24 protein-coding genes are annotated in these 25,850 nt (G+C 66.1%); 10 read left to right on the plus strand and 14 right to left on the minus strand.

The annotated features are described in order from the left end of the window. Positions 1-73: 73 nt before the first annotated feature. On the minus strand, positions 74-691 hold the full coding sequence (locus ACVW1B_RS31030) for a LysE family translocator (RefSeq protein WP_253606557.1): 618 nt from the start codon (positions 689-691) through the stop codon (positions 74-76). 14 nt (positions 692-705) lie between these two features. Then, complete coding sequence (locus tag ACVW1B_RS31035; protein ID WP_253606555.1) at positions 706-1,332, minus strand: FMN-binding negative transcriptional regulator; 627 nt, start codon at positions 1,330-1,332, stop codon at positions 706-708. Between the two features lie 108 nt (positions 1,333-1,440). Here ACVW1B_RS31035 and pdxR point away from each other — a divergent pair, with 108 nt between their 5' ends. After that, on the plus strand, positions 1,441-2,955 hold the full coding sequence (pdxR, locus tag ACVW1B_RS31040) for a MocR-like pyridoxine biosynthesis transcription factor PdxR (protein WP_253606553.1): 1,515 nt from the start codon (positions 1,441-1,443) through the stop codon (positions 2,953-2,955). Positions 2,956-2,971: 16 nt separating this feature from the next. Here the strand turns inward: pdxR and rcdA are convergent, their stop codons facing one another. After that, the gene (rcdA, locus tag ACVW1B_RS31045) at positions 2,972-3,484 is read right to left on the minus strand and encodes a protease adaptor protein RcdA (RefSeq protein WP_028340279.1); all 513 of its coding nucleotides are present in this window, start codon (positions 3,482-3,484) and stop codon (positions 2,972-2,974) included. A 574-nt stretch (positions 3,485-4,058) separates the two neighbouring features. Beyond that, positions 4,059-4,250, minus strand: coding sequence for a DUF1192 domain-containing protein (locus tag ACVW1B_RS31050; protein ID WP_016845225.1), 192 nt, complete (start codon positions 4,248-4,250; stop codon positions 4,059-4,061). Between the two features lie 273 nt (positions 4,251-4,523). Here ACVW1B_RS31050 and metG point away from each other — a divergent pair, with 273 nt between their 5' ends. The 3 genes from metG (at position 4,524) to ACVW1B_RS31065 (ending at position 10,268) form a co-directional block, all read left to right on the plus strand. Next, positions 4,524-6,203 (plus strand): methionine--tRNA ligase, encoded by a 1,680-nt coding sequence (metG, locus tag ACVW1B_RS31055; RefSeq protein WP_253606551.1) that lies wholly within the window; start codon positions 4,524-4,526, stop codon positions 6,201-6,203. Positions 6,204-6,272: 69 nt separating this feature from the next. Then, a complete protein-coding gene (locus ACVW1B_RS31060) occupies positions 6,273-7,271 on the plus strand; it encodes an NAD(P)H-quinone oxidoreductase (RefSeq protein ID WP_057017706.1) in 999 nt (332 codons plus the stop codon). Positions 7,272-7,391: 120 nt separating this feature from the next. Beyond that, positions 7,392-10,268, plus strand: coding sequence for an EAL domain-containing protein (locus tag ACVW1B_RS31065; protein ID WP_076827342.1), 2,877 nt, complete (start codon positions 7,392-7,394; stop codon positions 10,266-10,268). A 113-nt stretch (positions 10,269-10,381) separates the two neighbouring features. Here the strand turns inward: ACVW1B_RS31065 and ACVW1B_RS31070 are convergent, their stop codons facing one another. Further along, on the minus strand, positions 10,382-10,660 hold the full coding sequence (locus ACVW1B_RS31070) for a DUF7662 domain-containing protein (RefSeq protein WP_057017704.1): 279 nt from the start codon (positions 10,658-10,660) through the stop codon (positions 10,382-10,384). 115 nt (positions 10,661-10,775) lie between these two features. On the opposite strand from ACVW1B_RS31070, the gene ACVW1B_RS31075 reads away from it, so the two are divergent. Next, entirely contained in the window at positions 10,776-12,269 is a 1,494-nt protein-coding gene (locus ACVW1B_RS31075; RefSeq protein ID WP_253606550.1) for a sensor domain-containing diguanylate cyclase, read from the plus strand. Between the two features lie 306 nt (positions 12,270-12,575). Here the strand turns inward: ACVW1B_RS31075 and ACVW1B_RS31080 are convergent, their stop codons facing one another. The 4 genes from ACVW1B_RS31080 to ACVW1B_RS31095 form a co-directional block, all read right to left on the minus strand. Beyond that, a complete protein-coding gene (locus tag ACVW1B_RS31080) occupies positions 12,576-14,597 on the minus strand; it encodes a DEAD/DEAH box helicase (protein WP_253606548.1) in 2,022 nt (673 codons plus the stop codon). Between the two features lie 341 nt (positions 14,598-14,938). Continuing rightward, the gene (locus ACVW1B_RS31085; RefSeq protein ID WP_253606546.1) at positions 14,939-15,286 is read right to left on the minus strand and encodes a hypothetical protein; all 348 of its coding nucleotides are present in this window, start codon (positions 15,284-15,286) and stop codon (positions 14,939-14,941) included. 178 nt (positions 15,287-15,464) lie between these two features. Further along, positions 15,465-16,151: a haloacid dehalogenase type II gene (locus ACVW1B_RS31090; protein ID WP_253606544.1), complete on the minus strand. Its 687-nt coding sequence runs from the start codon at positions 16,149-16,151 to the stop codon at positions 15,465-15,467. A 35-nt stretch (positions 16,152-16,186) separates the two neighbouring features. Continuing rightward, on the minus strand, positions 16,187-16,801 hold the full coding sequence (locus ACVW1B_RS31095) for a CGNR zinc finger domain-containing protein (RefSeq protein WP_253609876.1): 615 nt from the start codon (positions 16,799-16,801) through the stop codon (positions 16,187-16,189). Between the two features lie 179 nt (positions 16,802-16,980). Between ACVW1B_RS31095 and ACVW1B_RS31100 the strand changes: the two genes are divergently transcribed. The 4 genes from ACVW1B_RS31100 to ACVW1B_RS31115 all read left to right on the plus strand — a co-directional run bounded on the left by ACVW1B_RS31100 (position 16,981) and on the right by ACVW1B_RS31115 (position 20,133). Further along, positions 16,981-17,676: an alpha/beta fold hydrolase gene (locus ACVW1B_RS31100; RefSeq protein ID WP_253606542.1), complete on the plus strand. Its 696-nt coding sequence runs from the start codon at positions 16,981-16,983 to the stop codon at positions 17,674-17,676. A gap of 33 nt (positions 17,677-17,709) precedes the next feature. Further along, positions 17,710-18,309: a TMEM175 family protein gene (locus ACVW1B_RS31105; protein WP_057017697.1), complete on the plus strand. Its 600-nt coding sequence runs from the start codon at positions 17,710-17,712 to the stop codon at positions 18,307-18,309. Between the two features lie 40 nt (positions 18,310-18,349). Further along, the gene (locus ACVW1B_RS31110; protein WP_253606540.1) at positions 18,350-19,204 is read left to right on the plus strand and encodes an alpha/beta fold hydrolase; all 855 of its coding nucleotides are present in this window, start codon (positions 18,350-18,352) and stop codon (positions 19,202-19,204) included. A 158-nt stretch (positions 19,205-19,362) separates the two neighbouring features. Further along, positions 19,363-20,133, plus strand: coding sequence for an SDR family oxidoreductase (locus tag ACVW1B_RS31115; protein ID WP_456822709.1), 771 nt, complete (start codon positions 19,363-19,365; stop codon positions 20,131-20,133). 31 nt (positions 20,134-20,164) lie between these two features. Here the strand turns inward: ACVW1B_RS31115 and ACVW1B_RS31120 are convergent, their stop codons facing one another. The 3 genes from ACVW1B_RS31120 to ACVW1B_RS31130 form a co-directional block, all read right to left on the minus strand. Further along, positions 20,165-20,668 carry an SRPBCC family protein gene (locus tag ACVW1B_RS31120; protein WP_253606537.1) on the minus strand — a complete coding sequence of 168 codons (504 nt, stop codon included), beginning with the start codon at positions 20,666-20,668 and terminating at the stop codon, positions 20,165-20,167. Continuing rightward, the gene (locus tag ACVW1B_RS31125; protein ID WP_092080338.1) at positions 20,665-20,991 is read right to left on the minus strand and encodes an ArsR/SmtB family transcription factor; all 327 of its coding nucleotides are present in this window, start codon (positions 20,989-20,991) and stop codon (positions 20,665-20,667) included. Before ACVW1B_RS31125 ends, ACVW1B_RS31120 begins: the two co-directional genes overlap by 4 nt. Positions 20,992-21,128: 137 nt before the next feature. After that, on the minus strand, positions 21,129-22,430 hold the full coding sequence (locus ACVW1B_RS31130) for a PQQ-dependent sugar dehydrogenase (RefSeq protein ID WP_253606535.1): 1,302 nt from the start codon (positions 22,428-22,430) through the stop codon (positions 21,129-21,131). Between the two features lie 460 nt (positions 22,431-22,890). Here ACVW1B_RS31130 and ACVW1B_RS31135 point away from each other — a divergent pair, with 460 nt between their 5' ends. Next, positions 22,891-23,178, plus strand: a complete 288-nt coding sequence (locus ACVW1B_RS31135) for a hypothetical protein (RefSeq protein WP_075969423.1) — start codon at positions 22,891-22,893, stop codon at positions 23,176-23,178. A 110-nt stretch (positions 23,179-23,288) separates the two neighbouring features. Here ACVW1B_RS31135 and ACVW1B_RS31140 read toward each other — a convergent pair whose 3' ends face one another. Together ACVW1B_RS31140 and glf are read right to left on the minus strand one after the other, a co-directional pair. Further along, a complete protein-coding gene (locus ACVW1B_RS31140; RefSeq protein WP_253606533.1) occupies positions 23,289-24,557 on the minus strand; it encodes a serine hydrolase domain-containing protein in 1,269 nt (422 codons plus the stop codon). A gap of 67 nt (positions 24,558-24,624) precedes the next feature. Beyond that, positions 24,625-25,833: a UDP-galactopyranose mutase gene (glf, locus tag ACVW1B_RS31145; RefSeq protein WP_253606531.1), complete on the minus strand. Its 1,209-nt coding sequence runs from the start codon at positions 25,831-25,833 to the stop codon at positions 24,625-24,627. Between the last annotated feature and the right edge of the window lie 17 nt (positions 25,834-25,850).

A 25,850-nucleotide genomic window follows, 5' to 3' on the forward strand; every position in this document is an offset into this window, starting at 1 on the left:
GCGCCATGCAGAAGCGCCTCGTCGCGCAGCTTGACGAAGCGTTGACCATCGCCGCTGATGGACATGACTGCTGCTAGCGATCCTGGAAAGCCAGCCGCGCGCCGAGCGCGACCAGGATGCTACCGCCGATCCGCTGCATGACGCGCTGCGACCGCTTCGAGCGCTGCAGCTTCGACATCACGGCGCTGGCGAAGAACACGCAGACGATGTCGACCGCCGAGAAGGTCAGATTGACCGTTGTGCCGAGCAGAAGCAGCTGGACCCAGACCGGCAGGCCGGCCGACGCATCGACGAATTGCGGCAGGAACGCCAGGAAGAAGATTGCCGTCTTCGGATTGAGCACCTCGACGACGATGCTTTGCGCGAAGGCGCGCTCCGCGGAGAGCGGCGCAAGCGTGGGGCGCTTTGCGTTGTCGCGGTCGCGGAACAGCGAGAGCCCGAGCCAGACCAGATAGGCCGCACCGGCAAGCTTCATCGCCATAAACAGCGGCGGCACCGCGTGAAACAGCAGAGCGAGGCCGGCCGCCGCGGCGACGACATGGATATAGCCGCCGAGGTGCAGCCCGAGCGAGGCCATCAGCCCCGCGCGCCTGCCGCCCGCTAAAGTGCGGGCCGCGGCGTACAGCATAGCGGGACCCGGGATCAGCGCGAAGGTTGCGGTCGTGATCGCGAAGGCAAGGTACAATTCCATCGGGCGCGTTCGTCTCAGTTCCCAGGGATCATCGCCGCGACCTCGCGGTCGACCGGATTGTCGCTGGCGCCGAGCCCCGCCATGACGCCGGCGCGATCCTCAAGCTTGCGGTTCTGGCTCATCTTCTTCTTGGCGTCGATCCGCGTGATCGGCATCCGGAAGCCGACGATGCCGCGCAGCTGCGCCTTGATGAAATCGTCAGGCGCATCGCTGACCTGCCAGACCTCCTGGCGCGAAGTCTCGTGCAGCTCGGTCAGCCGGGTCACGACGTCGAGCAGGCGCTCGGCATCCTCAAAGAACTCGGCCGCGCCATAGGCGTGGACGGCGACGTAATTCCAGGTCGGCACCACCTTGCCGTGCTCGGCCTTGGTCGCGTACCAGGACGGCGTCACATAGGCGCTGGGCCCCATGAAGATCGCCATCGCCTCGCCGACCGCCGGCAGCCTCCACTGCGGATTGGGCCGCGCGACGTGACCGTACAGCGTGCCGTAGTCGCCCTCGTTCTCATTGAGGATCAGCGGCAGCGGCGTGCCGATCAGGCCATCGGCGGTTGCGGTGACCAGCGTCGCGAGCTTTGAGGCCCGCATCGCGGCGTGGATCGGACCGAGCTCATCGATCTTGAAATGCGGCGGCAGGTACATTGCGAACCTCTCGGCAGACCTTTGGCAGGCCTCATCAATTGCTGCTCCACCATAGCGCCGAAGTGGCCTATGGTAAGAGCCACTTTCGATCATCTTGATTGGTCCACTATGCCCCGCCTGCGCGCCACGATCAGCATCCCTTCGCTCCGGGCCGTCGACCGCGCCGCCGGACAGGCCGGGCGCCAGATCGCGCAGGCCCTGCGCGCCGCGATTGCGAGCGGCGAACTGAAGGCCGGGGATTTTCTGCCGTCGACGCGCGCGCTGTCGGCCTCGCTCGGCGTCGCGCGCGGCACGGTCACGGAAGCTTTCGAGCAGCTGCTGGCCGAGGGCTATCTGGAATCGCAGGTCGGTGCTGGCACCCGCGTCGCGCCGACGCTTGCCGAGCAGGCGCGGCCCGTCATGGTCGATCGCAAACCGAGCAAATCGGCGCCGATTCAGTTGCCGCCGCGCGCGGCGTGGCTTGCCAAGGTGGCGGCAGCCTTCATGCCGATGCCGGAAGTCCCGTTTGCAATCGCGGTCCCCGGCGGCGCGGTCGCGCCCGACGACCATTGGCGCCGCCTCGGCAACCGCGTACGCGCATCGCGCGCGGCGGCGCCTGCGAGCTATGGCGATCCGCGCGGCTTGATGGAGCTGCGGCAGGCGATCGCCGACTATGTGCGCAAATCCCGCGCGGTGCATTGCGAGCCCGAGCAGGTCGTGATCACGGCCGGCACCCAGCAAGGCCTCTATCTCGCCGGCCGCGTGCTGCTGTCGTCAGGCGATCGCGTCTGGGCCGAGGATCCCGCCTATCCCGGCATGACCGCCGTGCTCGACGATCTCGATCTCGTCACGACGCGTGTGGGCGTCGATGCGCAGGGCATCGACGTCGAAGCCGCCGTCGCCGCGTGCCCGCATGCGCGCGCGGCCTTCGTGACGCCGTCGCATCAATATCCGCTGGGCATGCCGATGAGCATGGCCCGCCGCAATGCGCTGGTAGCGTGGGCGCAGCGAAGCAATGCCTGGATCGTCGAGGACGATTACGACAGCGAGCTGCGCTATGCCGGTCATCCCTTCCCGTCGATGCAGGGCCTCGCCCCATCGCGGGTGATTTATCTCGGCACGCTGAGCAAGGTTCTGTTTCCCTCGCTGCGGCTCGGCTACGTCGTGGCGCCCCTGCCGCTGATTGACGCCTTCGCCGGCGCGCGGGCGCTGCTCGACCGGCATTCGCCGACCGCCGACCAGCATGTGCTGGCGGCCTATATGCGCGAGGGGCTGTTCGAGGCGCATATCAGGCGCATTCGCGGCGTCTACGCCGCGCGGCGTGCGACGCTGATCGCGGCGCTGACGCGCCACATGCCTGACGACGTCACGCTGCAGCCGAGCGATCAGGGCATGCATCTGCTGCTGTGGCTGCCAGAGCGCTTCGACGATGTGCAACTGGCAAAATCAGCGCTTGCCGCCGGCATCGTCGTACGGCCGATTTTGCCGATGTACCAGGCGGCACCACGCCCCGGCCTGATGCTCGGCTTCGGCGGGTTCGAACCTGAGGAGCTGGAGGCGACGGCGCTAAGGCTGCGGCGCGTGATGGATCAGCATAGGTCGCAGCGGCGGATCAAGCCACGCCGCACTGAAGCCTCACACTGATTTTGCAGCTTGGACTTTACTGCTCGAACGCGGCCTTGAGGCGGTTGAGCTGCGGCACCAGCGGGTTGCCGATCGAGGAGCGATCCGGCGCCGGCGCGTGGATCGTGGTGTCGAGGCGGCGGACGCGCGCCTGCAGATCCATCGAACGGGCGATCAACTGCTGCAATTGCTCGGGCAGCTTGGTCACCATGTCGGCCGGGCCGGGATCGGCGGCCGACAGCTTGACCTTGGTCTTTTCGCGATTGGCCTGGGTCAGCGTCATCTCGCCTTCCTTGACCGCGCGATGCAGCAGCAGCCAGGACGCGAGCTGCATCAGCCGCGTGGTCAGGCGCATGCTTTCGGTGGCATAGGTCAGGCTCACGGACCGTTCGAGCGCCTTGGCTTCGGCACGTCCGTCACCGTCGAGATAGGCGGCGGTCTGCTCGACCAGGTCCATGCCTTCCCGGAACAGCACGCCGAATGCCGCTGAATTGGTCAGCCGTTCACTGAACAGCACAAGCCCGGCTTCGCTCTGGGAACGATCGGCCATGGTTAACGCCCTCACACCATCGTAACGCCCGCTGACATCTGACGCGCCAGCTTATGATGAACAAATCATTGCGCGGGCGCGCCGAAGAGTCCAGCCGCAACCGGATTTATGGTTTCCAGCCGATAGGACGCACAAAAAAGAGCCGCCGTTTCCGGCGGCTTTGAAGTTGATAACAGGGAGGCGTCAAACAGAGTGGACAGGAGCCACTCGGTGTCCAAACGAGGACAATGCAGTCATAATCGAGAAAGCTTAACCGATCGTAAATGAACGGATTTCTTCAGGCTTTGTTTGCCATGTCGGCCATTGACCTAGTTTGGGACAGGCCTCTTCTCCTTCCCCCTGAAAGGGGGAAGGTCGGGATGGGGGTCAACCGCAGGCGACGGCGTATGTGGAGAGAGCTGATCCCCACCCGCTTTGCTCTGGCGAGCAAAGCGACCTCCCCTTTTCAAGGGGAGGTGGAGCCGCGTAGCCCGGATGGAGCGCAGCGAAATCCGGGAAACGCCCATCCGCGGATAACACTGCCCCGGATTGCGCTGCGCTTCATCCGGGCCACGACAGCAATGAGATCGCCGAGCTACGACTTGAAGAACGCGTTGGCGGCATCCTTCGACGCGCGCTTCTTCGTCATCGCCTCTTTCAGGCGATCGACTTCGGCGTTGAGCAGCGCGATGCGCTCCGTCAACTCCTCGACCGACAGCAGCGAGAGATCCTGGCCGATCTCATGGCTGATTTTCTTCCGCGGCCGGTCCTCATCCTCAATCGGCATGTGTCCTCCCCGCGATGCTGATCTGGCGCCCTGCGCCCAGCGATGATAGATATCCGTCCAGAGGAGAATTTTGCAGTGACTTTCGTGTGCGCGCAACAGCTGACGCGAATGCCCCGGCCCGACCGCAAGGAGTCTGACCGGACGGGATAGTTGCGCGCCTGCGCGCGAGGCATGAGCCGACCCCAAGCCCTTCCGATCATGCGGGAGGGCTTTTTGATTTTCCGCTTTGATTCTTGCGGGGTCGGCATCACCGAACGCGAAAGACCTTAACCCATGACCAAGATTCTCATCACCAGCGCGCTGCCCTACGTCAACGGCGTCAAGCATCTCGGCAACCTCGTCGGCTCGCTGCTGCCCGCCGACGTCCACGCCCGCTTCCGCCGGCAGACCGGCTGCGACGTGCTCTTCATCTGCGCGACCGACGAGCACGGCACACCGGCCGAGCTCGGCGCCATCGAGGCCGGACTGGATGTCCGGGCGTTCTGCGACGCACAGCACGCCGTCCAGGCCGACATCTACCGGCGCTTCGGCTTGTCCTTCGATCATTTCGGCCGCACCAGCTCGCCGTACAACCATGCGCTGACGCAGCACTTCTATCGCCGGCTCGATGACGCCGGGCTGATCGAAGCACGCACCTCGCGGCAGGTGTTCTCGCCGGCCGACCGCCGCTTCCTGCCCGACCGTTATGTGCTCGGCACCTGTCCGCATTGCGGCGACGCTGGCGCGCGCGGCGATCAATGCGACCATTGCGGCACACTGCTCGACCCGCCGGACCTCATCGATCCCCGCTCGGCACTATCAGGCGACCGCGCGCTCGAGATCCGCGACAGCCGTCATCTCTATCTGCGCCAGTCGCAACTAGTCGAGAAGATCGACGCATGGATCGACAGCCGGAGCGGATGGCCACCCTTCGTGGTGTCGACCGCGAAGGGCTGGCTCAATGCGGAGCTGCGCGACCGCTGCATCACGCGCGATCTCGCCTGGGGCATCGCGGTGCCGCGCGACGGCTTCGACGGCAAGGTGTTCTATGTCTGGTTCGACGCGCCGATCGGCTACATCGCGGCGACGCAGGAATGGGCCGACGCCGCGCCAGGCCGCGACTGGCGGCAATGGTGGTGGCAGGCCGATGACGTCAGCTACATCCAGTTTCTCGGCAAGGACAACATCCCGTTCCACACCGTGAGCTTTCCGGCGACGCTGATCGGCTCGGGTGAACCGTGGAAGACCGCCGATGTGATCAAGGGATTCCACTGGCTGAATTACGAGGGCGGCAAGTTCTCGACCAGCAGGAAGCGCGGCATCTTCACCGATGCGGCGCTGGCGGAATTGCCTGCCGATCTCTGGCGCTGGTGGCTGATCGCCAACGCGCCGGATAGCGCCGACACCGATTTTGGCGTCGCCAGATTCGTCGCCGACGTGAACAAGGATCTCGCCGATGTCTTCGGCAATCTCGCCAACCGCATCATCAGCTTCGCGCATCGCGCCTTCGACGGCCGCATCCCGGATGGTGGCGCTCCCGGCGATGCCGAGCGACAACTCGCGCTTGAACTAGAGCAGCGCATCGCAGCGCTGCACCGCCATCACACGGCGCTGGAATTTCGCGCAGCGGCGGCCACGACCCGCGCGATCTGGGACACCGCGAACGCTTATCTGCAACACGCGGCACCCTGGACAGCGATCAAGTCCGATCCGGCACGCGCGGCAGTCATCACCCGCACCGGGCTCAATCTTGTCGCGCTCAGCGCCACGCTGGCGTGGAGCATCGTGCCTCACCTCGCGGCGCGCGTGCTCGGCGCGCTCGGTCAGAGCGATGCCGTACCGCGCTGGCCCACTGGCCCACTCGTTCCGCTGCTCGATCGTGGCGCGGGCACGCCGGTCGCAAGGCTCGGCCCGCTGGTCGAGAAAATCACGCCTGAGAGAGCCAGCCAGCTCACGGCGCGGTTCGGGGCTTAATGGCGTTTCGCTTCGGTGGAAAAGGCGGTATGCCATCCGCCGATCCTCTCCACTGACCAGGGACCAGCCATGCCAAATCTGCCCGCGCAAATGACCGTCGTTGCCATCAGCAAGCCGGGTGGCCCTGAGGTGCTGGTGCCGGAGACCCGCGCGGTGCCGGTGCCGAAGGCCGGCGAGATTTTGGTCAAGGTCGCGGCCGCCGGTGTCAATCGTCCCGACGTCGCGCAGCGCTCCGGCTCCTATCCGCCGCCGCCCGGCGCCAGCGACCTGCCCGGCCTCGAAATCGCGGGCGAAGTGGTCGCGCTCGGCGAAGGCGCAAAGCACAAGATCGGCGACAAGGTGATGTCGCTGGTCGCCGGCGGCGGCTACGCGCAATATTGCATCGCGCAGGACGCGCAGGCGATGACCGTGCCGCCCTCGCTGTCGATGCAGGAAGCCGGCGCGATTCCGGAAACGCTGATGACGGTGTGGCACAATGTGTTCGAGCGCGGCGCGCTCCAGGCCGGGGAGACGCTGCTGATCCACGGCGGCTCGTCGGGCATCGGCACGATGGCGATCCAGCTTGCCAAGGCGTTCGGCGCCAAGGTGATCGTCACCGTCGGCTCGCAGGACAAGGCCGATGCCTGCCTCAAGCTCGGCGCCGATCACGCGGTCAATTACAAGACCGAGGATTTCGTCGAGGCGGTGAAGAAGGCCACCGGCGGCAACGGCGCCAATGTCATCCTCGACATGGTGGGCGGCGATTATATCGACCGGAACTATGACGCCGCCGCGGTCGAGGGCCGCATCGTCCAGATCGCGTTCCTGTCGGGAACACCGAAGGCCACGGCCAATTTCGCCAAGCTGATGGTCAAGCGGCTGCACCACACCGGCTCGACCCTGCGCCCCCGTAGTAATGCGGACAAGGCGGCGATGGTCGCCGCGATCGAGGCAAAGGTGCTGCCCTTGCTGCGCGAAGGCCGCGTCAAACCGCTGATGGACAGCACATTCCCGCTGGAAAAGGCCGCCGACGCGCACCGGCGCATGGAGACCAGCGAACATATTGGCAAAATTGTGTTGGCGGTTTAACCCTCGCGACGGAAGCAGGGGCGGAAACCCTTTGATTCCCTTCGCTTTCGTGTCATTTATCGCGCCACCGCCGGGCCGGTCGCCGGGTCCGGTCAGTTTGTCGATCGCGGAGTACTGACATTGCGTCTGATCAGGTGCCTTGCGCTGCTCGCGCTGGGCCTCATGATGTTTGCCGCCGCGCCTGCCGCGTATGCGATCGACGCGGTCAGCGTGCGCAGCGATGCGCCGGCGATCGATTTGACGGCGGTTCTCGACCATCAGCGAAGTGAAGCCGACCGCATCCAGGTCTCCACCGCACCCGGAACCGACGGCATCGTGCGCCGCATCGAGGTTCGCGCCCGCGAAGGCGGCCAGAACTGGGTGGTGTTCGCGCTCGCCAACAACACCGACGACCAGCTCGACCGCCTGATCGTTGCGCCGCACTACCGCATCGTGTCGTCCGGCCTGCTGTGGCCCGACCTCGGCCTGTCGCGCATCGCCACCATCACGCCGTCGGTCGGCGATCGTCCGGAGCGGCAGGAGAGCCCGACCGCCGACGTGTTCCGCATCACGCTCGATCCCGGCGCCGTCGTCACCTATGTCGCGGAACTGCGCACGGACAAGCTGCCGCAGCTGTATCTGTGGGAACCCGACGCCTACAAGGACAAGGTCAACTCGTTCACGCTGTACCAGGGCATCGTGATCGGCATCTCGGGCCTGCTCGCCCTCGTGCTCACGATCTTGTTTGTGGTCAAGGGAAGTATCATGTTCCCGGCCGCCGCGGCGCTGGCCTGGGCGGTGCTGGTCTATATCGGCGTCGACTTCGGCTTCTGGGGCAAGGTGCTCGACATGTCGAACAACGCCGAGCGCGTCTGGCGCGCGGCGGGCGAGGCGATCCTCGCGGCGACGCTGCTGGTGTTCCTGTTCGCATATCTCAATCTCAGTCGCTGGCACGTCCGCTACTCGCACATCACGATCGGCTGGCTGGTCTTCCTCGGCTCGCTGGTCGCGCTGGCGCTGTTCGACCCCGCGGTCGCCTCCGGCATCGCGCGCATGTCGCTGGTGATGATCGCCTTCGCCGGCTTCGCGCTGATCGTCTATCTCTCGACCCACGGCTTCGACCGCGCGGTGCTGTTGATACCGACCTGGTTCCTGCTGGTGGTCTGGGTGGTCGCGGCCGGCATGACGGTCGCAGGCTCCGTCACCAACGACATCGTCGGCCCGGCGCTGCTGGGCGGCCTGGTGCTGATCGTGATGCTGATCGGATTCACGGTGATGCAGCATGCCTTCGCCGGCGGCGGCGCCACCACCGGCGTCGTCTCCGATGTCGAGCGCCGGGCGCTGGCGCTGACCGGCTCCGGCGATCTGATCTGGGACTGGGACGTGTCCGCCGACAAGGTGTTCACCAGCCCCGAGACCGAAGCCCTGCTCGGCCTCAAGCGCGGCACGCTTGAAGGCCCGGCGGCGAAATGGCTCGAGGTGCTGCACCCGCTCGACCAGGACCGCTTCCGCGCCGCGCTCGACAGCGTGCTCGACCAGCGCCGCGGCCGCCTGGTGCAGGATTTCCGGCTGCGTACGCCCGACGGCCACTTCATGTGGTTCGCGCTGAAAGCGCGGCCGGTGGTCGGCTCCGACGGCGAGGTCTCGCGCGTGGTCGGCACCCTCACTGATGTCACCGAGTTCAAGAACTCCGAAGAGCGGATGCTGCATGACTCCGTCCATGACAACCTGACCGGCCTGCCGAACCGCCGGCTGTTCATGGACCGCCTCGGCGCGGTGGCGAATCTCGCCAAGACCATGCCGAACCTGCGGCCGACCTTGATGGTGATCGACCTCGACCGCTTCAAGCAGGTCAACGATTCCGTCGGGATCGCGGTCGGCGATTCCATTTTGCTGACGCTGGCGCGGCGGCTGACCCGCATCCTCAAGCCGCAGGACACGCTGGCCCGCATGGCCGGCGACCAGTTCGGCCTGATCCTGCTGTCGGAGCAGGACCCGGCACGGATCACCAATTTCGCCGAGACCATCCGCAAGACCATCCGCGCGCCGATCGCGTTCAACGACCGCGAGATCTTCCTGACCGCCTCGATCGGGCTTGCGCTGTCCGACCCGGCGGCACCGCTGACCGACGAGATCATCAAGGACGCCGAGCTTGCGATGTATCATTCCAAGCGGATCGGCGGCGACCGCATCGACGTCTACAAGCCGGCGATGCGGGCGCGCAAGACCGACCGCCTGACGCTGGAGAGCGACCTGCGCCGCGCCATCGAGCGGCAGGAGATCACGATCCTGTACCAGCCGATCGTGCGGCTGGAGGATCGCGCGATCGCCGGCTTCGAGGCGCTGGCGCGCTGGGATCATCCCAAGCTCGGCCGGATGTCACCGTCAGAGTTCATCAACGTCGCCGAGGAGACCGGCCTGATCGTCGATCTCGGCATGTTCGTGATGGACCAGACCGCGCGCCAGCTCGCGGTGTGGCAGCGCGCGATGCGCGCCCGCGAGCCGATCTTCGCCTCGGTCAACGTGTCGTCGCGGCAGCTGCTGCGCCACGATCTGATCCACGATATCCGCACCGTGCTGTCGCGCTCCTCGGTGGCGCGTGGCACGCTGAAGCTGGAGCTGACGGAATCGCTGGTCATGGAGAACCCGGAGCACGCCGCCCAGATGCTGGCGCGGATCCGCGAGCTCGGCACCGGGCTGTCACTCGACGATTTCGGCACTGGCCACTCCTCGCTATCCTATTTGCAGCGCTTCCCGTTCGACACCATCAAGATCGACCAATCCTTCGTCCGCACCACCAGCCGCGGCACCCGCCCGGTGATCCTGAAATCGATCATCGCGCTGGCGCACGATCTCGGGATGGAGGTGGTGGCGGAAGGCGCCGAGACGGATTCGGATGCCGTCGAGCTCTACCAGCTCGGCTGCGAATACGCCCAGGGCTTTGCCTTCGGCGAGCCGATGGACGCGGATGCGGCGACCCGGCTCCTCACCGAGGAACGGCTGGAAGCCGCGAGCTAACTCTTGTCGTCCCGGCCCCGTGCGCAATTGCGCACCGGAGCCGGGACCCATACGCCGCGGCCCATCCATGACGCGCTGGGGCCGGTTGCCTTCGTAACAACAACGCCCTGTGGTTATGGGTCCCGGCGTTCGCCGGGACGACGGTTGGGCATGCGCTTGAACCTGACGCTCTTGCCGTCGGCCTGGCGGGTGGCGATGTAGCCGGCCTCGAGGCAGGCCTCGCGCTGCGGCATCTTCTCCTGCGGGCTGCGCAACGTCTCCCACCACGACGCCCGATGCGCGGCGCGCGGCAGCGCCGCATCGATGATCGCCTCGATCTCCTCGAAGGTCAGCACAAATTCGGGCAGATGCTGCTTCTTCAGATAATCCCGCAATGCGTCGTAGTCGTTCACAACGTCCTCGATGACAAAAGTCCGGCAACCACCCGTTAACCCATTCGGCGGCCGCTGTCGCCATTTAAGGCGACAACAAGATTTCCCGTTGCATGACGGCGCATTGGAGCGGGACATGCCATTTCGACGGGGAAACGACGCAAGGCGGCGCTGGCGGCTATCGGCAAAGCTGCTGATCGCGGCGTCGGTTGCGACCGTCCTCGGCTTCTCCGCGGTCTGCGCCGGCGTGATGTTCGACATGCGCCGCGGCGAGGAGCAACTGGCCCGCCGCACCCTGGAGAATCTGGCGTCGGGCATCGAGGCCGACATCAGCCGCAACATCGAGCTCTACGACCTGTCGCTGCGCGCGGTCGCCAGCAATCTCGAGATGCCGGAGATCCGCAATATCAGCAAGGAACTGCGCCAGCTGATCCTGTTCGATCACGCCGCGACCGCAAAACATTTCGGCGCGATCCAGGTGTTCGACACCAAGGGCAATTTGACCGTCGACGCGGCGAGCCTCGATCCGCGGCCGGAGAACCGCAGCGACGAGGAGTATTTCACGGTCCAGCGCGACAATCCCGATGCCGGGCTTTACATCAGCCGGCCGATGCTGCATCGCGGCGCCTACGCCATCGTGCTGAGCCGGCGCATCGTCGACGACGAGGGCCGCTTCCTCGGCGTCGTGGTCGGCTCGATCCGCTTCAGCTATTTCCATGACCTGTTCGGGCGGCTGAACCTCATGCCGGGCGACACCATCACCGTGCTGCGCAACGACCGCACCATCATCATGCGGACGCCGTTCGATCTCGACGTGATCGGCAAGAACCTCGCGGAGCAGCTGGACTGGAAGGCCGAGAACCTGAAGATGGGCGGCGCCTTCTCCGGCAAGGGCCCGGTCGACGACATACCGCGGCTCTATGTCAGGCGCAGCAGCTCCGGGCCGCTTTACGTGGTGGTCGGCAAGCCGCTCGAAGCCGTCTTCAACCTGTGGCGCACGGAGGCCATTCGCATCGGCGCGATCATGGCGTTTCTGATCCTGTTCGTGCTCAGCGCAACGCTGGTGCTCGCCCGCGAGATCGTTCGCCGCGCCGACGCCGAGGACAAGCTCGAGGAGATGGCGACCACCGACGCCCTCACCGGCCTGAAGAACCGGCGCAAGTTCGACGGCGAGATCGAGCGCGAATGGCGCCGTGCCGGCCGCTACGGCCAGCCGGTCGCGCTATTGATGATCGATGCCGATCATTTCAAGGCCTACAACGACACCTATGGGCATCAGGCCGGCGACCAGGTGCTGGTCGGGATCGCGATCTGCATTTCGGACGCGGTGCGCCGGGCCGGCGATTGCCCGGCGCGCTTCGGCGGCGAGGAATTCGCGGTGCTGCTGCCCAACATGACCGCGCTCGAAGCCTTCAACCTGGCCGAGACCATCCGCCACAAGGTCCAGCAATGGTGCGCGGGCGAACTGATCACGACGGTCAGCATCGGCGTCGCCAGCATGCGGCCGACCGCGGGCCAGCAATGGTCCGATCTGATCGAGGCCGCCGACAAGGCGCTCTACGCCGCCAAGGCCAACGGCCGCAACCAGTCGGTGCTCGCAACCGTGCCGAAAATCGCGCTGGTGGCGTGAGGGGCCAAGCGGCTGCAAAATACCGGGCTTCACGGGCAATAGAGTTGAACGCGCGGCTCTCTCCACATCGTCGTCCCTGCGAAAGCAGGGACCCATAACCACAGGACTTCGTCGTAGAAGCGAGCCGTGGCTCCAGCGTTATGCAGCAGCAAGCATCGGTGGTTATGGGTCCCGGGTCGCGCGGAGCCTGTCATCGGGCGGCGCTTCGCGCCGACCCGTTGGCTTGCCCGGGACGACACTGAGTTTGTTGCGGCGTCGAAACTCATACATCGGCATTCTGAACGCTGCCCCGCCGCTGCCGCCGCCTCAGCCCCACCGCTTCTTCTTCGGCTTCTTGCCGAACTTCGGCTTCGCCGACACGTCCGGCCACTGCGTGGGTCCGGCGTGGCTGGACTTGCCCGGATGCTTCTTTTTCTTTCCGAACCGGGGCTCGTCGCCGGATTTCGGCCTGAAGCCTTTTCCGTCCCGATCGGATCGGAACGAGTCCCTGGATTCCTTTTTTGACGCGTAGTCCTGACGCGAACCGCTCGCGCCTTCGCTCGAAAACGCTCTGGCTTCGCGATCCGGTTTGCCGCGCCGCTTTCCTGCCCCCTCGGCGCGCGGCGCGCTGTATCCGCCGTCGTCATCATCGCGCCAGGGCTTGCGCGCCGGCTTCTCGCGCGCCTCTCCCTGCGGCGCGCCCGCCAGCGGCTCGATGCGGATGCTGTCTTCCTTGTCCGGACGCTTGATCTTGACCGCGAAGGAATCCGCGACCCGCGCGGCGATCTCGAATTCGGTGGTCGTGTCCATGATCTTGATCGCGCCGATGTCGCGCTTGTCGATGCCGCCACGACGGCAGATCATCGGCAGCAGCCAGCGGGCTTCGGCATTCTTCCGGCGTCCGATCGCGGCCCGAAACCAGACGGTCGCCTCCTCCATGCCATGACGCGCGGAGGACTTGCCGGTCTTCGATCGCGGCCCGGCGGCACGATCATCGCGCCGCGAGGCGCGCTCGCCGCGGTCCCGGCCCCGTCCCTCGCCGGGATCGAGGATGTCTTCGGGCGCAGGCAGCCGCGCGCGGTAGAGCCGGGCGAGCGCCGCGGCAATCGCCTCGGGCGCGCGTTCGGCGAGCAAGGCCTGCGCCAGCGCCAGATCGTCTGATGTCGCCTCTTCGGAGAACACTGCATCCTGCAGCAGGCGATCATGGTCGAGCTTGCGGATCTCCTCCGCCTGCGGCGCAGAGCCCCAGACCACATCGATGCCGGCGAGATCGAGCAGCAATTCGGCGCGCCGCCGCCGTGCCGGCGGCACCAACAGGATGCTGACGCCCTTGCGGCCGGCGCGGCCGGTGCGGCCCGAGCGATGCTGCATGACCTCCGGGTCTTTCGGCAGATCTGCGTGAATGACGAGATCGAGGCTCGGCAGGTCGATGCCGCGCGCCGCGACGTCGGTCGCGACGCAAACCCGCGACCGCCCGTCGCGCAACGCCTGCAGCGCCTGGGTCCGCTCGTTCTGGGTCATTTCGCCCGACAGCGCGGCGACGGAGAACCCGCGCTCGAGCAGCGCCGCCTGCAAATGCCGGACGGCCTCACGGGTGTTGCAAAACACCAGCGCGCTCGGCGCCTCATGGAAACGCAGCACGTTGACGACGGCGTGCTCGACATCGTCGGCGGCCACCCGGATGGCGCGGTACTCGATATCGGCATGGCCGCCTTCGTCACCCGCGACCTCGATCCGGAACGCCTGCTCCTGATACTGCTTGGCAAGCGCGACGATGCCGCGCGGGAACGTCGCCGAGAACAGCAAGGTGCGGCGGGTGTCCGGCGTGGTCTCGAGGATGAATTCCATATCCTCGCGGAAACCGAGATTGAGCATCTCATCGGCCTCGTCGAGCACGACGACCTTGAGTTCCGAAATGTCGAGACGGCCGCGCCGCAAATGGTCGCACAACCGGCCGGGCGTCCCGACCACGATGTGGGCGCCCTCGGCAAGCTCGCGCTGCTCGCGGCGCGGGTCCATGCCGCCGACACAGGAGACGACGCGGCCGTCGGCGTGTTCATAAAGCCACGCAAGCTCGCGCTGGACCTGCAAGGCGAGCTCGCGGGTCGGCGCGACGATCAGGGCCAGCGGGGCGGCGGCCGGCTCGAACCGCTCGGCGCCGTCGAGCAGGTCCTTTGCCATGGCCAAGCCGTAGGCAACGGTCTTGCCCGAGCCGGTCTGGGCTGAAACCAGGAGATCGCGGTCCACAGCGTCGTCCGCGAGCACGGCGAGCTGGACCGGGGTCGGTTGATCGTAGTTGCGCTCAGCCAAGGCGCGGGCGAGCGGCGAACTTGTGGTCGGAAAGGGCACGAGATGGGAAACCTTGATTGGTCCGGGCGCAGAACGTCGAGCGGGACGACCTGGAGCTGCGTACCCGGCAAGCGGCACAGCCGCATGACGATTTGGGGTGCTTTACGCCAAGAAGCGCCAAATCGCCATGCCCCATCGCAGAAAAGCTGGCGCGCGGATCAGGCGGGCTGCCCGATCGGGGCCGTAGGGCCGGTCAGCGCGATGGCGGGTGACGGCTTCGCCTGATCCGCAAGACTGTCGGATCGGCGAGAGCCGCCGCTACTTGCCGCCTTGGCGCATTTGAGAGGTCAAGAGGGACGAGAACGGGACGAGCACCGTCGCGGGACTCCCCGGACGCGGCTTCACTTCGCCTTGAGCGCCTTCTCGTGGCTCTCGAGCGCCGCTGTCATCAGCTTCGGCAATTGCGCGGCATAGATCTCGATGAAGGTGGCATCGCCGCAGGCCTCCGGATCGCGCGCGGCCTGCTCGGCGATGCGCGCGGCCCTGGCCTCGCATTTCGCGAACATGTGCCAGAACCAGTCCGCGTTCTTGCCGAGTGCCTGCTTGTTCTTCTTGATGACGGCGGCGCCGACCGCGCTCATCGCGCTGACGACGCCTGCGCCCAGCGTGCTGATGGCGCGCGCGTTGAGGATGTCCTCGCGCCCTTGCGCGGTGGCGTTGGTCGCGGTCGCTCGTCCCTTGGCCGGCATGCTGTGAGCTCCTTCGATCCCTGCGGCGGACGCAGCATCGGCCGCGGAAGTTGAGGAAAGCTCAAGGGGCATGGTTGAAAACCGCTATGGATTTCATTCCGGTTTTATGCGCTTCCGAGCGATCGGGCCTGCAGGGGAGTTTTGCCCTCTTCTCCGCGCGGGAATCCGTCAGGCGTCGTTACCCTTTGGCGCCGTAGCGGCGGATCAGCTGATTGGCGACATCGTCGAGATCATTGCCGACGACCTGCGGCTGCGGGCCGACGCCGAGGACATCGTTGCCGGGACGCTTGATCAGCGCGGCCTCCCAGCCGGCCGCGACCGCGCCCAGCGTGTCCCAGGTGTGGCAGGCGATCAGGCAGAACTCCGAGGGCTTTGCCCCGAGCTCCTTCTCGACATAGCCATAGGCCTGCCGCGACGGCTTGTGATGCTTGACGCCGTCGGCCGAGAAGCGCCGCTCGAACAGATCGACGATGCCGCCATGGGTCAGCTGCCGGGTCTGCACCTCGAGCAGATTGTCGGTCAGCGTGAACAGGCGGAAGCCGGCCGCGCGCAGCCTGCGCAGCGCGCCGGGCACTTCGCCGTGCGGCGGCATGGTGGAGAATTTCTCGGTCAGCTCCTGCTTGTCGGCATCGTCGATCCTGATGCCGCGGGTGTCGGCCAGCATCTTCATGACCGCGGCGCCGATATCGGTGAACGGCACGTAACACCCCGCGACAGTGAGCGAGGCCGAGTACATGATGAAGTTGGCGAACCACAGCCGCATCGCGCTCTTGTCGTTGAAGATGCGCGCGAACACCGGCTCCATGGTCTCGAGGTCGAGCAGGGTTTCATTGACGTCGAACACAATCAAGGGAAGTGCCGCCATTTTGTTGGACTCCTGTCGTTTGGCTTTTGCTGGTCTCAGCCCCTGTCCTTCATCCGGCTGCGGTGCGCGGCCTGCTTGGCGCGGTTGCCGCAGATCGCCATGCTGCACCATCGGCGCGCACGCGCCCGCGTGTGGTCGGCGAACATCAGCGTGCAGGCCGGGCCTTCGCACGCCTTGATGTCGGAGAAGCTTTCCTCGCAGACGACCCTGGCCATCGCTTCCCCGATCGGCAGCAGCAATGTTTCGGCCGAACGCCAGCGCCGCGTCCGCTCCAGCGCGAAACCGTCATGGCCGCCATCGCCGTCCTTGTGGCGATGCGCCACGATCCGGCTGAACGCCTGATCGCTTTCCAGCAGCCGGTTCAGCGGCTCGATCTCCTTGAGCGCACGCGGCGCCAGCGGCCGGCCCATATGCTTGCGCACGAAGTCGCGGAACCACTCGCGCAAATCGCGGGCCTGACCGGCGACGTCGTCGAGCTCGCCAAGCGTCGCGCGCGCCTTGAGCTCGTCGAGCACCTCCGACGGCACCAGCTGCGCCTGCGCGAGCCAGCGCAACAGGCCGTCGCCATCGGCGATCCAGTCGACCGGCGTATCGACCGGGGTCGCGATCGAATTGATGAAATCGAGGCCCAGGCTGTCGGCGATGAACATCGCGGGCGGATGGGATTGCACGGTAACGCCCTCCTGGCGGTTCCTCAGTCGCAGAATAGTAACCTGATAAAATTCATTTGACAAGTTACGTGCGCTGGTTCACAAGCGCAGCGCAGTAACCTTTCAAACTGCATTTTAGAGGTTAAAGCCAGAACCGGCCTGAAACGAGGGAGCGGACAATGTCGAACAAGGATGTCAGCGTGGTGCTTGCGCATGGCGCGTGGGCCGATGGCTCGAGCTGGGCGCGGGTGATCACGGTGCTAGATGCCGAGGGCATCAGTGCGGTAGCGGCGCCGCTGCCCCTCACCTCACTCGCCGACGACGTCGCGGCGCTGAACCGCACCCTGGATCGCGTCGCGGGCCCGGTGGTGCTGGTTGGCCATGCCTATGCCGGCGCCGTGATCGCCGAGACCCGCTCGCCGCGCGTCAAGGCGCTGGTCTATGTCGCGGCGCTGGCGCCGGATGAAGGCGAGACGGTCGCCGACGTATTCTACCGCCTGCCGCCGCATCCGTTCGCGCCGAAGCTCGCGCCCGACGCCAATGGCCTGATCTGGCTCCCGGAGTCCGCTTTCGCAGCGGCCTTTGCGCAAGGCGCGCGGTCCGAGGACCTCGCGGTGCTCGCCGCCGTGCAGCGGCCGATCTCGCCGGCCTGCATCACCGTGCCGGTCGGCCGCCCCCTGTGGAAGGACGTCCCGAGCTGGTTCCTGGTTGCCGAGGACGACCGGATGATCGCGCCCGAGACCCAGCGCAGCATGGCGGCGCGGATGCAGGCGACCGTGCGCTCACACCCGGTCGACCATACCCCGATCGTCACCACGCCGAAGCTCGTCACCGACATCATCCGGGAAGCGGTCGAGAACGTTACACAGCACTGACCTCTTCCCACGATTTCGGACAGGAGAGCTGCCATGCAGGAGAAACGTCTCTCGGCCGACCGGCTCGGCGCGTTTTCCGATGCGGTGATCGCCGTCATCATCACGGTGATGGTGCTCGAGTTGAAGGCGCCGGAGGGCTCGCGGTTCGCCGACCTGCTGCCGCTATGGCCGACCGCGATCAGCTACGCGGCGAGCTATCTGTTCATCGCGGTGATCTGGGTCAATCATCACCATCTGCTGCATCTGGTGCAGCAGCCGACGCCACGGCTGATCTGGCTGAACTTCGTGCATCTGTTCGCGGTCTCGCTGCTGCCGTTTGCCACCGCATGGGTCGCGCGATCGCACATGGCCGCCGCGCCGGTGGTGGTCTATGCGGTCATCTTCCTGCTGATCGATCTCGCCTATCTCGCCTTCGAGCGCGCGGTGCTGACGCAGGCAGACCAGAGCCTGATCTCCGAGCGCGTGCGGACATGGACGCAGCGTCGCACCTTGCTCGCCGTGCTGGTGTTCGCGGCCGGCGCCGCCATCGCGCCGTTCATGCCGCTGCTGGGCTTTGCCACCGTGTGCTGCGCCCTGCTGCTCTATCTGCGTCCCGAAGCGATCAGCGGGCTCGCGAAGCAAATCAAATCCTAAGTCCCGGAACTCACCAACGCACGACCACAAGGAGCGACAGATGTCTCAGGTCAAATACCGCACCGTCGATGTCGACGGCTTTAACATCTTCTTTCGCGAAGCCGGTTCGCCCGGCGCGCCAAAGCTGCTGCTGCTGCACGGCTTCCCGAGCGCCGGCCACATGTTCCGCGATCTGATCCCGCAGCTCGCGGACAAATTCCACATCGTGGCGCCGGATCTGCCCGGCTTCGGCCAGTCGGACATGCCGCCGCGCGACAAGTTCAACTACACCTTCGACAGCATCGCCGGCGTCATCGATCGCTTTACCGAGGTGATCGGCTTCGATCGCTTCGCGGTCTATGTGTTCGATTATGGCGCGCCGACCGGCTTCCGCCTGGCGGTCAAGCACCCGGAGCGGATCACGGCGATCATCTCCCAGAACGGCAACGCCTATGAGGAAGGCCTCAGCGACGGCTGGACCCCGATCAAGGCCTATTGGCAGGATCCCTCGCCGGCGAACCGCGACGCCCTGCGTGCGTTGCTGACGCCGGACACCACGCGCTGGCAGTACACCCACGGCACTTCGGATCCGGCGGCGGTGTCGCCGGACGGCCAGAACCTCGACAACTACTACATGGCGCGGCCCGGCGCGCACGACGTGCAGCTCGATCTGTTCGGCGACTACAAGAGCAACGTTGCGCTCTACCCCACCTTCCAGACTTACTTCCGCACCCACCAGCCGCCGTTCCTCGCGGTGTGGGGCAAGAACGATCCGTTCTTCCTGCCGCCGGGCGCCGAGGCGTTCAAGCGCGACAATCCGAAGACGGTGGTCAAATTTTTCGACACCGGCCACTTTGCGCTGGAAACGCACGCCGCCGAGATTGCGCAGGCCATCCGCGAGTTCCTGAGCCGCTGAAGGTGGCGGCAGCGACAACTCCATCCGCGTCATTGCGAGCGAAGCGAAGCAATCCATAGCTCCGCACAACGGAAGGATGGATTGCTTCGTCGCTGTCGCTCCTCGCAATGACGGGCTCACATCCACTCAGTCACGCCGACCACTCCAAGGAAATGCACATGACCCAATCCGTCGCCATCGTGACCGGCGCCAGCTCCGGCATCGGACGCGCCGCCGCGCTGCGGCTCGCGCGGGATTTTTCCGCCATCGTCCTCGTCGCGCGCAGCGGCGAGAGGCTGCGCGAGGCCGCTCAGGAGATCGAAAGACGCGGCAGCACGCCGCTGGCGCTCGAGCTCGATCTCGCCGCGCCTGATGCCGCTGATGAAATCGTCAAGGCCACGCTGGATCGCTTCGGCCGCATCGACGCGCTGGTCAATGTCGCAGGCGCGGTGGCAGGGCTCGATCTGTTCGAGATGACCGATACGCAATGGGACGCCGGCCTCGCGCTCAAGTTCCACGGCGCGAGGCGGCTGACGATCCGCGCCTGGGACGCGCTGAAAGCGTCGCAAGGCGCTGTCATCTTCACGTCAGGCAATGCCGCCGTGCGGCCCCGCGCCGGCGCCGCCGCGGTGGGCACGATCAACGCCGCGATCGAGGCACTTGCAAAAGCCTTCGCCGAGCGCGGCATCGACGACGGCGTGCAGGTGAACTGCGTGTCGCCGGGCGCCGTGATGACCGGCCGACGCCTCGCGATGCTGGAGAAGATCGCAGCGGCAAGGCAGCTCGATGTCGACGCGGCCAAGGCCGGCTTCCTCAGGCAGGCCGGCATCAGGCGGTTCGGCACGCCGGAGGAGATCGCCGACCTCGTCGCCTATGCCGTGTCGCCGCCGGCGCGCTGGATGACCGGCACCGTGCTGCGCATCGATGGCGGCGAGATCAGGACTGTCTGACATCGCCGCGCTATTGCCGATCCGCGCGCGGTCATGCTTTCGGCCCCTGCGCGGCGCGTGCCGCGAACATCGCGAGCAGCCGGCCCCAATCGCCTTCGGTATCAAAGATGCGGCGCATCTCGGCGGCGCGGGCGCCGTAACGGTCGAGCTTGCGGTGCTCGAGCTCGACGCGCGTGGCGTCCTTGCCGTCGGCAATGAAGCGCACCTCGATCTCGGTCTTCAGGTTCGGATCGTACTGCCAGTCCGCGGTAATGTCCCACGACAGCACGAGGCGCGACGGGGGCTCCCAGAGCAGCACGCAGCCCCAATCGCAGGTGCTGCCGTCGTCGCCGCGTTCGTACCAGCGGCCGCCGACGCGCGGCTCCATGATTGCATCGACCGCATTGGTCTTGCCGATCTTGTAATGCGCGAGCGGCCACCACGTGCCCATCTGCTCGGTGAAGACGCGCCAAGCCACCGCCGGCGACGCCTCGACATTCATCACCTTGCGGACGCTGTAGGGATCGTAATTGTCGGAGGTCGCTTGCATCGTCATCGGGATCTCCTCTCTTTGGCGGCTTCGCGTTCGGCCGCTTGCTTGAAGGCGGTGAGTGTCTTGTCCCAGAATCCGTCGAGCCAGCCGCGCAGGCTCTCCAACCCGCGGGTGTCGATGGCATAGAGCCGCCGCGTGCCTTCGATCCGCACCACGGCAAGGCCGGCGTCCTTCAGCACCCGAAGATGCTGCGACACTGCCGGACGGCTCACCTTGAGGCCGTCCGCGATCTCCTGCACCGATCGATTGCCCTCACGCAGCCGCTTGAACACCATGCGGCGGGTCGGGTCTCCCAGCGCGTCGAGCGCGCGTTCGGCGCTGATCATGATCGTATCGTCCGTTGTCGGATTTAACGTAAGTCAACACTTACGGTAAGTCAAGACTAACGCTCGGTTCCAAATGAAACGGCGCGGCTCCGATCGAAGCCGCGCCGTTCAAGTCGTCTTGCCGCAAGTGCAGGCGCTTACGCCGCCGTCACGCGCCAGATCACGTTGCCAACGTCGTCGGCCACCAGCAGCGAGCCGTCGGGGCCGAGCGCGACGCCCACCGGGCGGCCGTACGACACCTTCTCGTCGGGCGCGAGGAAGCCCGAAAGGATGTCGCGCGGCGGCCCCGCGGGACGGCCGTCCGCGAACGGCACGAACACCACCTTGTAGCCTGACAGCGTCGAGCGATTCCACGAGCCGTGCTGGCCGATCACCATGCCGTCGGGAAAACCCGGCAGCGTGCCCTGCGGCATCCAGCACAGGCCGAGCGAGGCGGTGTGGCCGCCGAGCGCGTAGTCCGGCTGGATCGCCTTGGCGACCATCGCCGGATCCTGCGGCACGCGATCGTCGACCGTCTTACCCCAGTAGCAATAAGGCCAGCCGTAGAAGCCGCCGTCGCGTACCGAGGTCAGATAGTCCGGCGGCGTCTCGTCGCCGAGGCCGTCGCGCTCATTGACGACGGTCCACAGCACATTGGTGCTCGGCTCCCACGCGATGCCCACCGGATTGCGCAGGCCGCCGGCGAAGATGCGGCTGGTGCCACCTGCGAGATCGAGCTCGTAGATCGCGGCGCGGCCTTCCTCGACCGCAAAACCGTTCTCGGCGATGTTGCTGAGCGAGCCGACGCCGGCATAAAGCTTCTTGCCGTCGGCGCTCGGCAGCAGGCTGCGCGTCCAGTGTCCGTCGGGCTTGAAGCTGACGAGCTTGCGCCCCGGCGCGGTGATGCGATCGGCGCCCGCAATGTAGGGAAAAGCCACCACGCCGTCGGTGTTGCCGACATAGAAGGTGTCGCCGACCAGCGCCATGCCGAACGGCTGACTCAACCCCTCCATGAAGGCGCCGCGACTTTCGGCGACGCCGTCGCCGTCACGGTCGCGCAGCAGCGTGATGCGATTGGCGCTGACGCCGAGCGCCGCGGCGCGCCGCATCGTCGCCTGCATCGCGTAGTGGAAGACGCTGCGCGGCTTTCCTGCGATCTGCGTCGCCTCCGCGATCAGCACATCGCCATTGGGCAGCACATTGATCCAGCGCGGATGATCGAGCCCGGCGGCAAAGGCGTTGACCTTGAGCCCGGGCGCGGCGACCGGCTTCTGGTCGTTGTCCCAGCCTCGCGCCGTCGGCATCTTGAGCGTCGGGATCGCGCCCTGGGGTTTGGCCTGCGGGATCTCTGGCGCGCTACCCCAGGCGGGCGCGGGCTGCGCGCCCTGCATCCGCCGCCACGCCAGGGCGCCGGCCCCGATCGCCGCGACGACGCGGGCAAAAACTCCAGACGTGCTCATGAAACTTCCCCTGTAATTGCGCAGTGTTAGCGCGCCTTGTCATTCCCTTGCCGACCGGCCGCGGCCCGCAGCAGCATTCGCATAATGCCGGCTCTGATGACAGTAGTTATACGATCTTCGCAGCCGCGCACGAATCGGGGAGACTGGCTGCACGCTCCCTTGTCAGGGCGCTTTCCTCCCTGAGACCTTGCCCGCCGCAGTGGCGGGCTTCCTTTTACGAACCGCCCCGGCTTTTCGAGGCGCCGCTCGCGCATCCGCCGTTATAGCCATAGAAGCATAACGGGCCGGCGACGGATGCATCCTGCCGGGCAGAGCCCGGCAGTGCCCTCCCGGAGCACAAGTCCCCTTCACAGGATCCTGATCCCACGCTCGCGCAGATTTGCCTTTGCGAGATGCATGGCAGATCAGGAACGCCGCTCCATGGCGGTCGTTGGTCGGGACACCAGCAAGGAGAGTGTGAATGCAACGAAAGACCAAGATATTGTCCCTCGCCGCGGCGTCCCTGATCGCAACAACGGCAGGCGCGTTCGCACAAGGCTACTATCCTTACGGGAACCCTGGTCCGAGATATTACGGCGGCCCCCGCTATCAGGCCGTGCAGCCTGACGTGATGTACTCTCCAGCGGAGCCGGGCTGGTACGGTTCATTCAACGGCACCAACCACCCGACGCCGAGCTCGACCCAGGGCGACGTGGGTCCTGAAGGGAACAACAACGGTACGCTGACCGGCGTGTACAGGCGCTGGTAGGCCCGCGAATTTGAGGCCCGTCGCTCGGCTTGAGCGACGGGCCTTTTTGCTGTTCCACGTTCCACGTATGCAAACGTGGCAACGTGAGGTCCGATTTTTCTGCTGAGGCGTTACTTCACCATCGCGCCGTAGACGATGTCCTGCACATTCTCGCGATAATATTTGCGCAGCTCGCCCGGAGCTGCGGTTCCCACAACGACGACAAGGCGCTCCTTCGGATCGCAGAAAAACTGGGTGCCATAAGCGCCGTTCCAGGTAAACTCGCCGGGATTGCCCGGCACTGATGACAGCCCCTCGCTGGTCCGCACCGCGACCGACAGCCCGAAGCCGAATCCGCCGCGATGCGGTTCGACCGCCGCGACGTTGTTCTTGATCTCGGGCCCGAGATGGTTCGACGTCATGTGATGCACCGTCTTGGGGCTGAGGATGCGCTTGCCGTCGAGCTCGCCGCCATTGAGCAGCATCTGCCCGAAGCGCAGATAGTCGCCGACGGTGGCGAACGAGCAGGCGCCGCCGCAATCGAACCTGGACGGTGTATCGAGCAGCTTGATGGCTTGCGGCTTGCCCGTGAGCGGATCGTTGGGGAACGGACGCGCCAGCCGCGCGCGCTGCGCCTCGGCCGGGTGGAACGTCGCATCCTTCATGCCGAGCGGCTTCCAGACATTGGCCGCGAGATAATCGCCAAGCCGCTGGCCGGAGACCTTCTCGACCACGGCGCCCAGCACGTCGATCGAGAAGCCGTACTCGAACTCGGTGCCGGGCTGATGCACCAGAGGCAGCTGGGTGATCCGGTCGATGAAGGCCTGGGTATCGCCCTCGACCGCCGGCGCGGTGCCGTCGGGATAGAGCCGCGCCAGCGCGCTCGAACTGTCGGGCCGGCCGCCATACATCAGGCCGGAGGTGTGGCGATAGAGATCGTGGATGAAGATCGGCTGCGCCTGCGGCTCCATCTTCAGCGAGCCGTCGGCCTGCTGCACGCCGACCTTCATGTCGGCGAACGCCGGATAGAACTCGGCGACCTTGGCCTGCAGCGGCAGCTTGCCCTGCTCCATCAGCGTCAGTCCTGCAACCGCCGCCATCGGCTTGGTCATCGACGCCAGCGCGAACACCGCGTCGATCGGCATCGGCGTGCCCTTCACCGGATCGAGCTGGCCATATGCCTTGTAACGCACGAGCTTGCCGTCGCGCGCGATCGCCACCACCGCGCCGGGCACCCGCTTGGCCGCGATCTCGCGCGCGAAGAAGTCGTCGAGCCGCGCCAGCCCCTGCTCCGAAAAACCGGCCTGATGCGCCGACGTTTCCGGAAGCGGCGCGGCGTGGGCGATGCTGAAAGCAAGGCTAGTGGCGGCGGCAGCCGCGGCAATAACGGTTTTTCTCATTGTTTCCTCACCGGGGACCGCGGGCGATTTGTTATGGCGTTCGTTGCCCGCAGCTCGCAGGATTAGATCACGCCGGCAAGGGCGACAAGACTTCGCGGCGCGCGGCCGCGTCACGCGGGTGCATGCCTTGCCGGCCGAAGAACGGCTCGACCTCGAGCTCGAACGTCTTCAGCGCCGCGCCGATCGCCTGGTGCATGTCGAGATATTTGTAGGAGCCGAGCCGGCCGCCGAAAATGACATTCGGCCGCGACGCCGTCATGGCGTGATAGGAGGCGAGCATGGCGCGGTCGGCGGCGGTGTTGATCGGATAATACGGCTCGTCGCTGCGGCCCGCGAAGCGGGAATATTCGCGGTAGATCGTCGTCCGGCCTTGCGCATGCGCGCGCTCCGGATGCAGATGCCTGAACTCGTGGATCCGGGTGTACGGCACCTCCGCGTCGGCATAGTTGATGACTGCGGCGCCCTGGTAGTCGGCGACGTCGTGCACCTCGCGCGCGAAGTCGACGGTGCGCCAGCCGAGATGGCCGCAGGCATAGCCGAAGAAGCGGTCGATCGGACCGGTATAGACCACGAGCTGCCACGGATTGATGTGGTCGGCGACGTCGAAATAGTCGACGCCGAGCCGGACGTCGATCGCGGGATGATCGAGCATTCGGCGGAAGATCGCGGTGTAGCCGTCGAGCGGCATGCCCTCATAGCGATCGGCGAAGTAGCGATCGTCGAAGGTGAAGCGGACCGGCAGGCGGCCGATGATGTCGGCCGAAAGCTCACGCGGATCGGTCTGCCACTGCTTCTGCGTATAGCCGCGGATCAGGAGATCGTAGAGCGTGCGGCCGACCGAGGCGATTGCCTTGTCCTCGAGATTGCCGATCCCTGCGGCGCCGTGCGCGGCCACCTCCGCCGCGATCACGACGCGGGCCTGCCCGGGCGTCATGGCGCGCCCGAACGCGGCGCACACGGTCGCAAGGTTAATCGGCATCGAATAGACGCGGCCCTTCGCCACGGTGAAGACGCGGTGACGGTAGCCGGTGAACTCGGTGAAGCGGTGCAGATAGCGCCAGACGGTCTCGGAATTGGTGTGGAAGATATGCGTGCCGTAGCGATGCACCTCGACGCCGCTGTCGGGGTCGAGCTCCGAATAGGCGTTGCCACCGATATGCGGACGGCGGTCGAGCACGCAGACGGAGCGGCCGAGCCTGCTCGCCACCTGCTCGGCGATCACGGCGCCGAAGAAGCCCGCCCCCACCACGACGACGTCGAAGCCATCAAGCTGCATGCGCTCTCGCCCTCATG

Source organism: Bradyrhizobium sp. USDA 4502 (genome assembly GCF_054063355.1).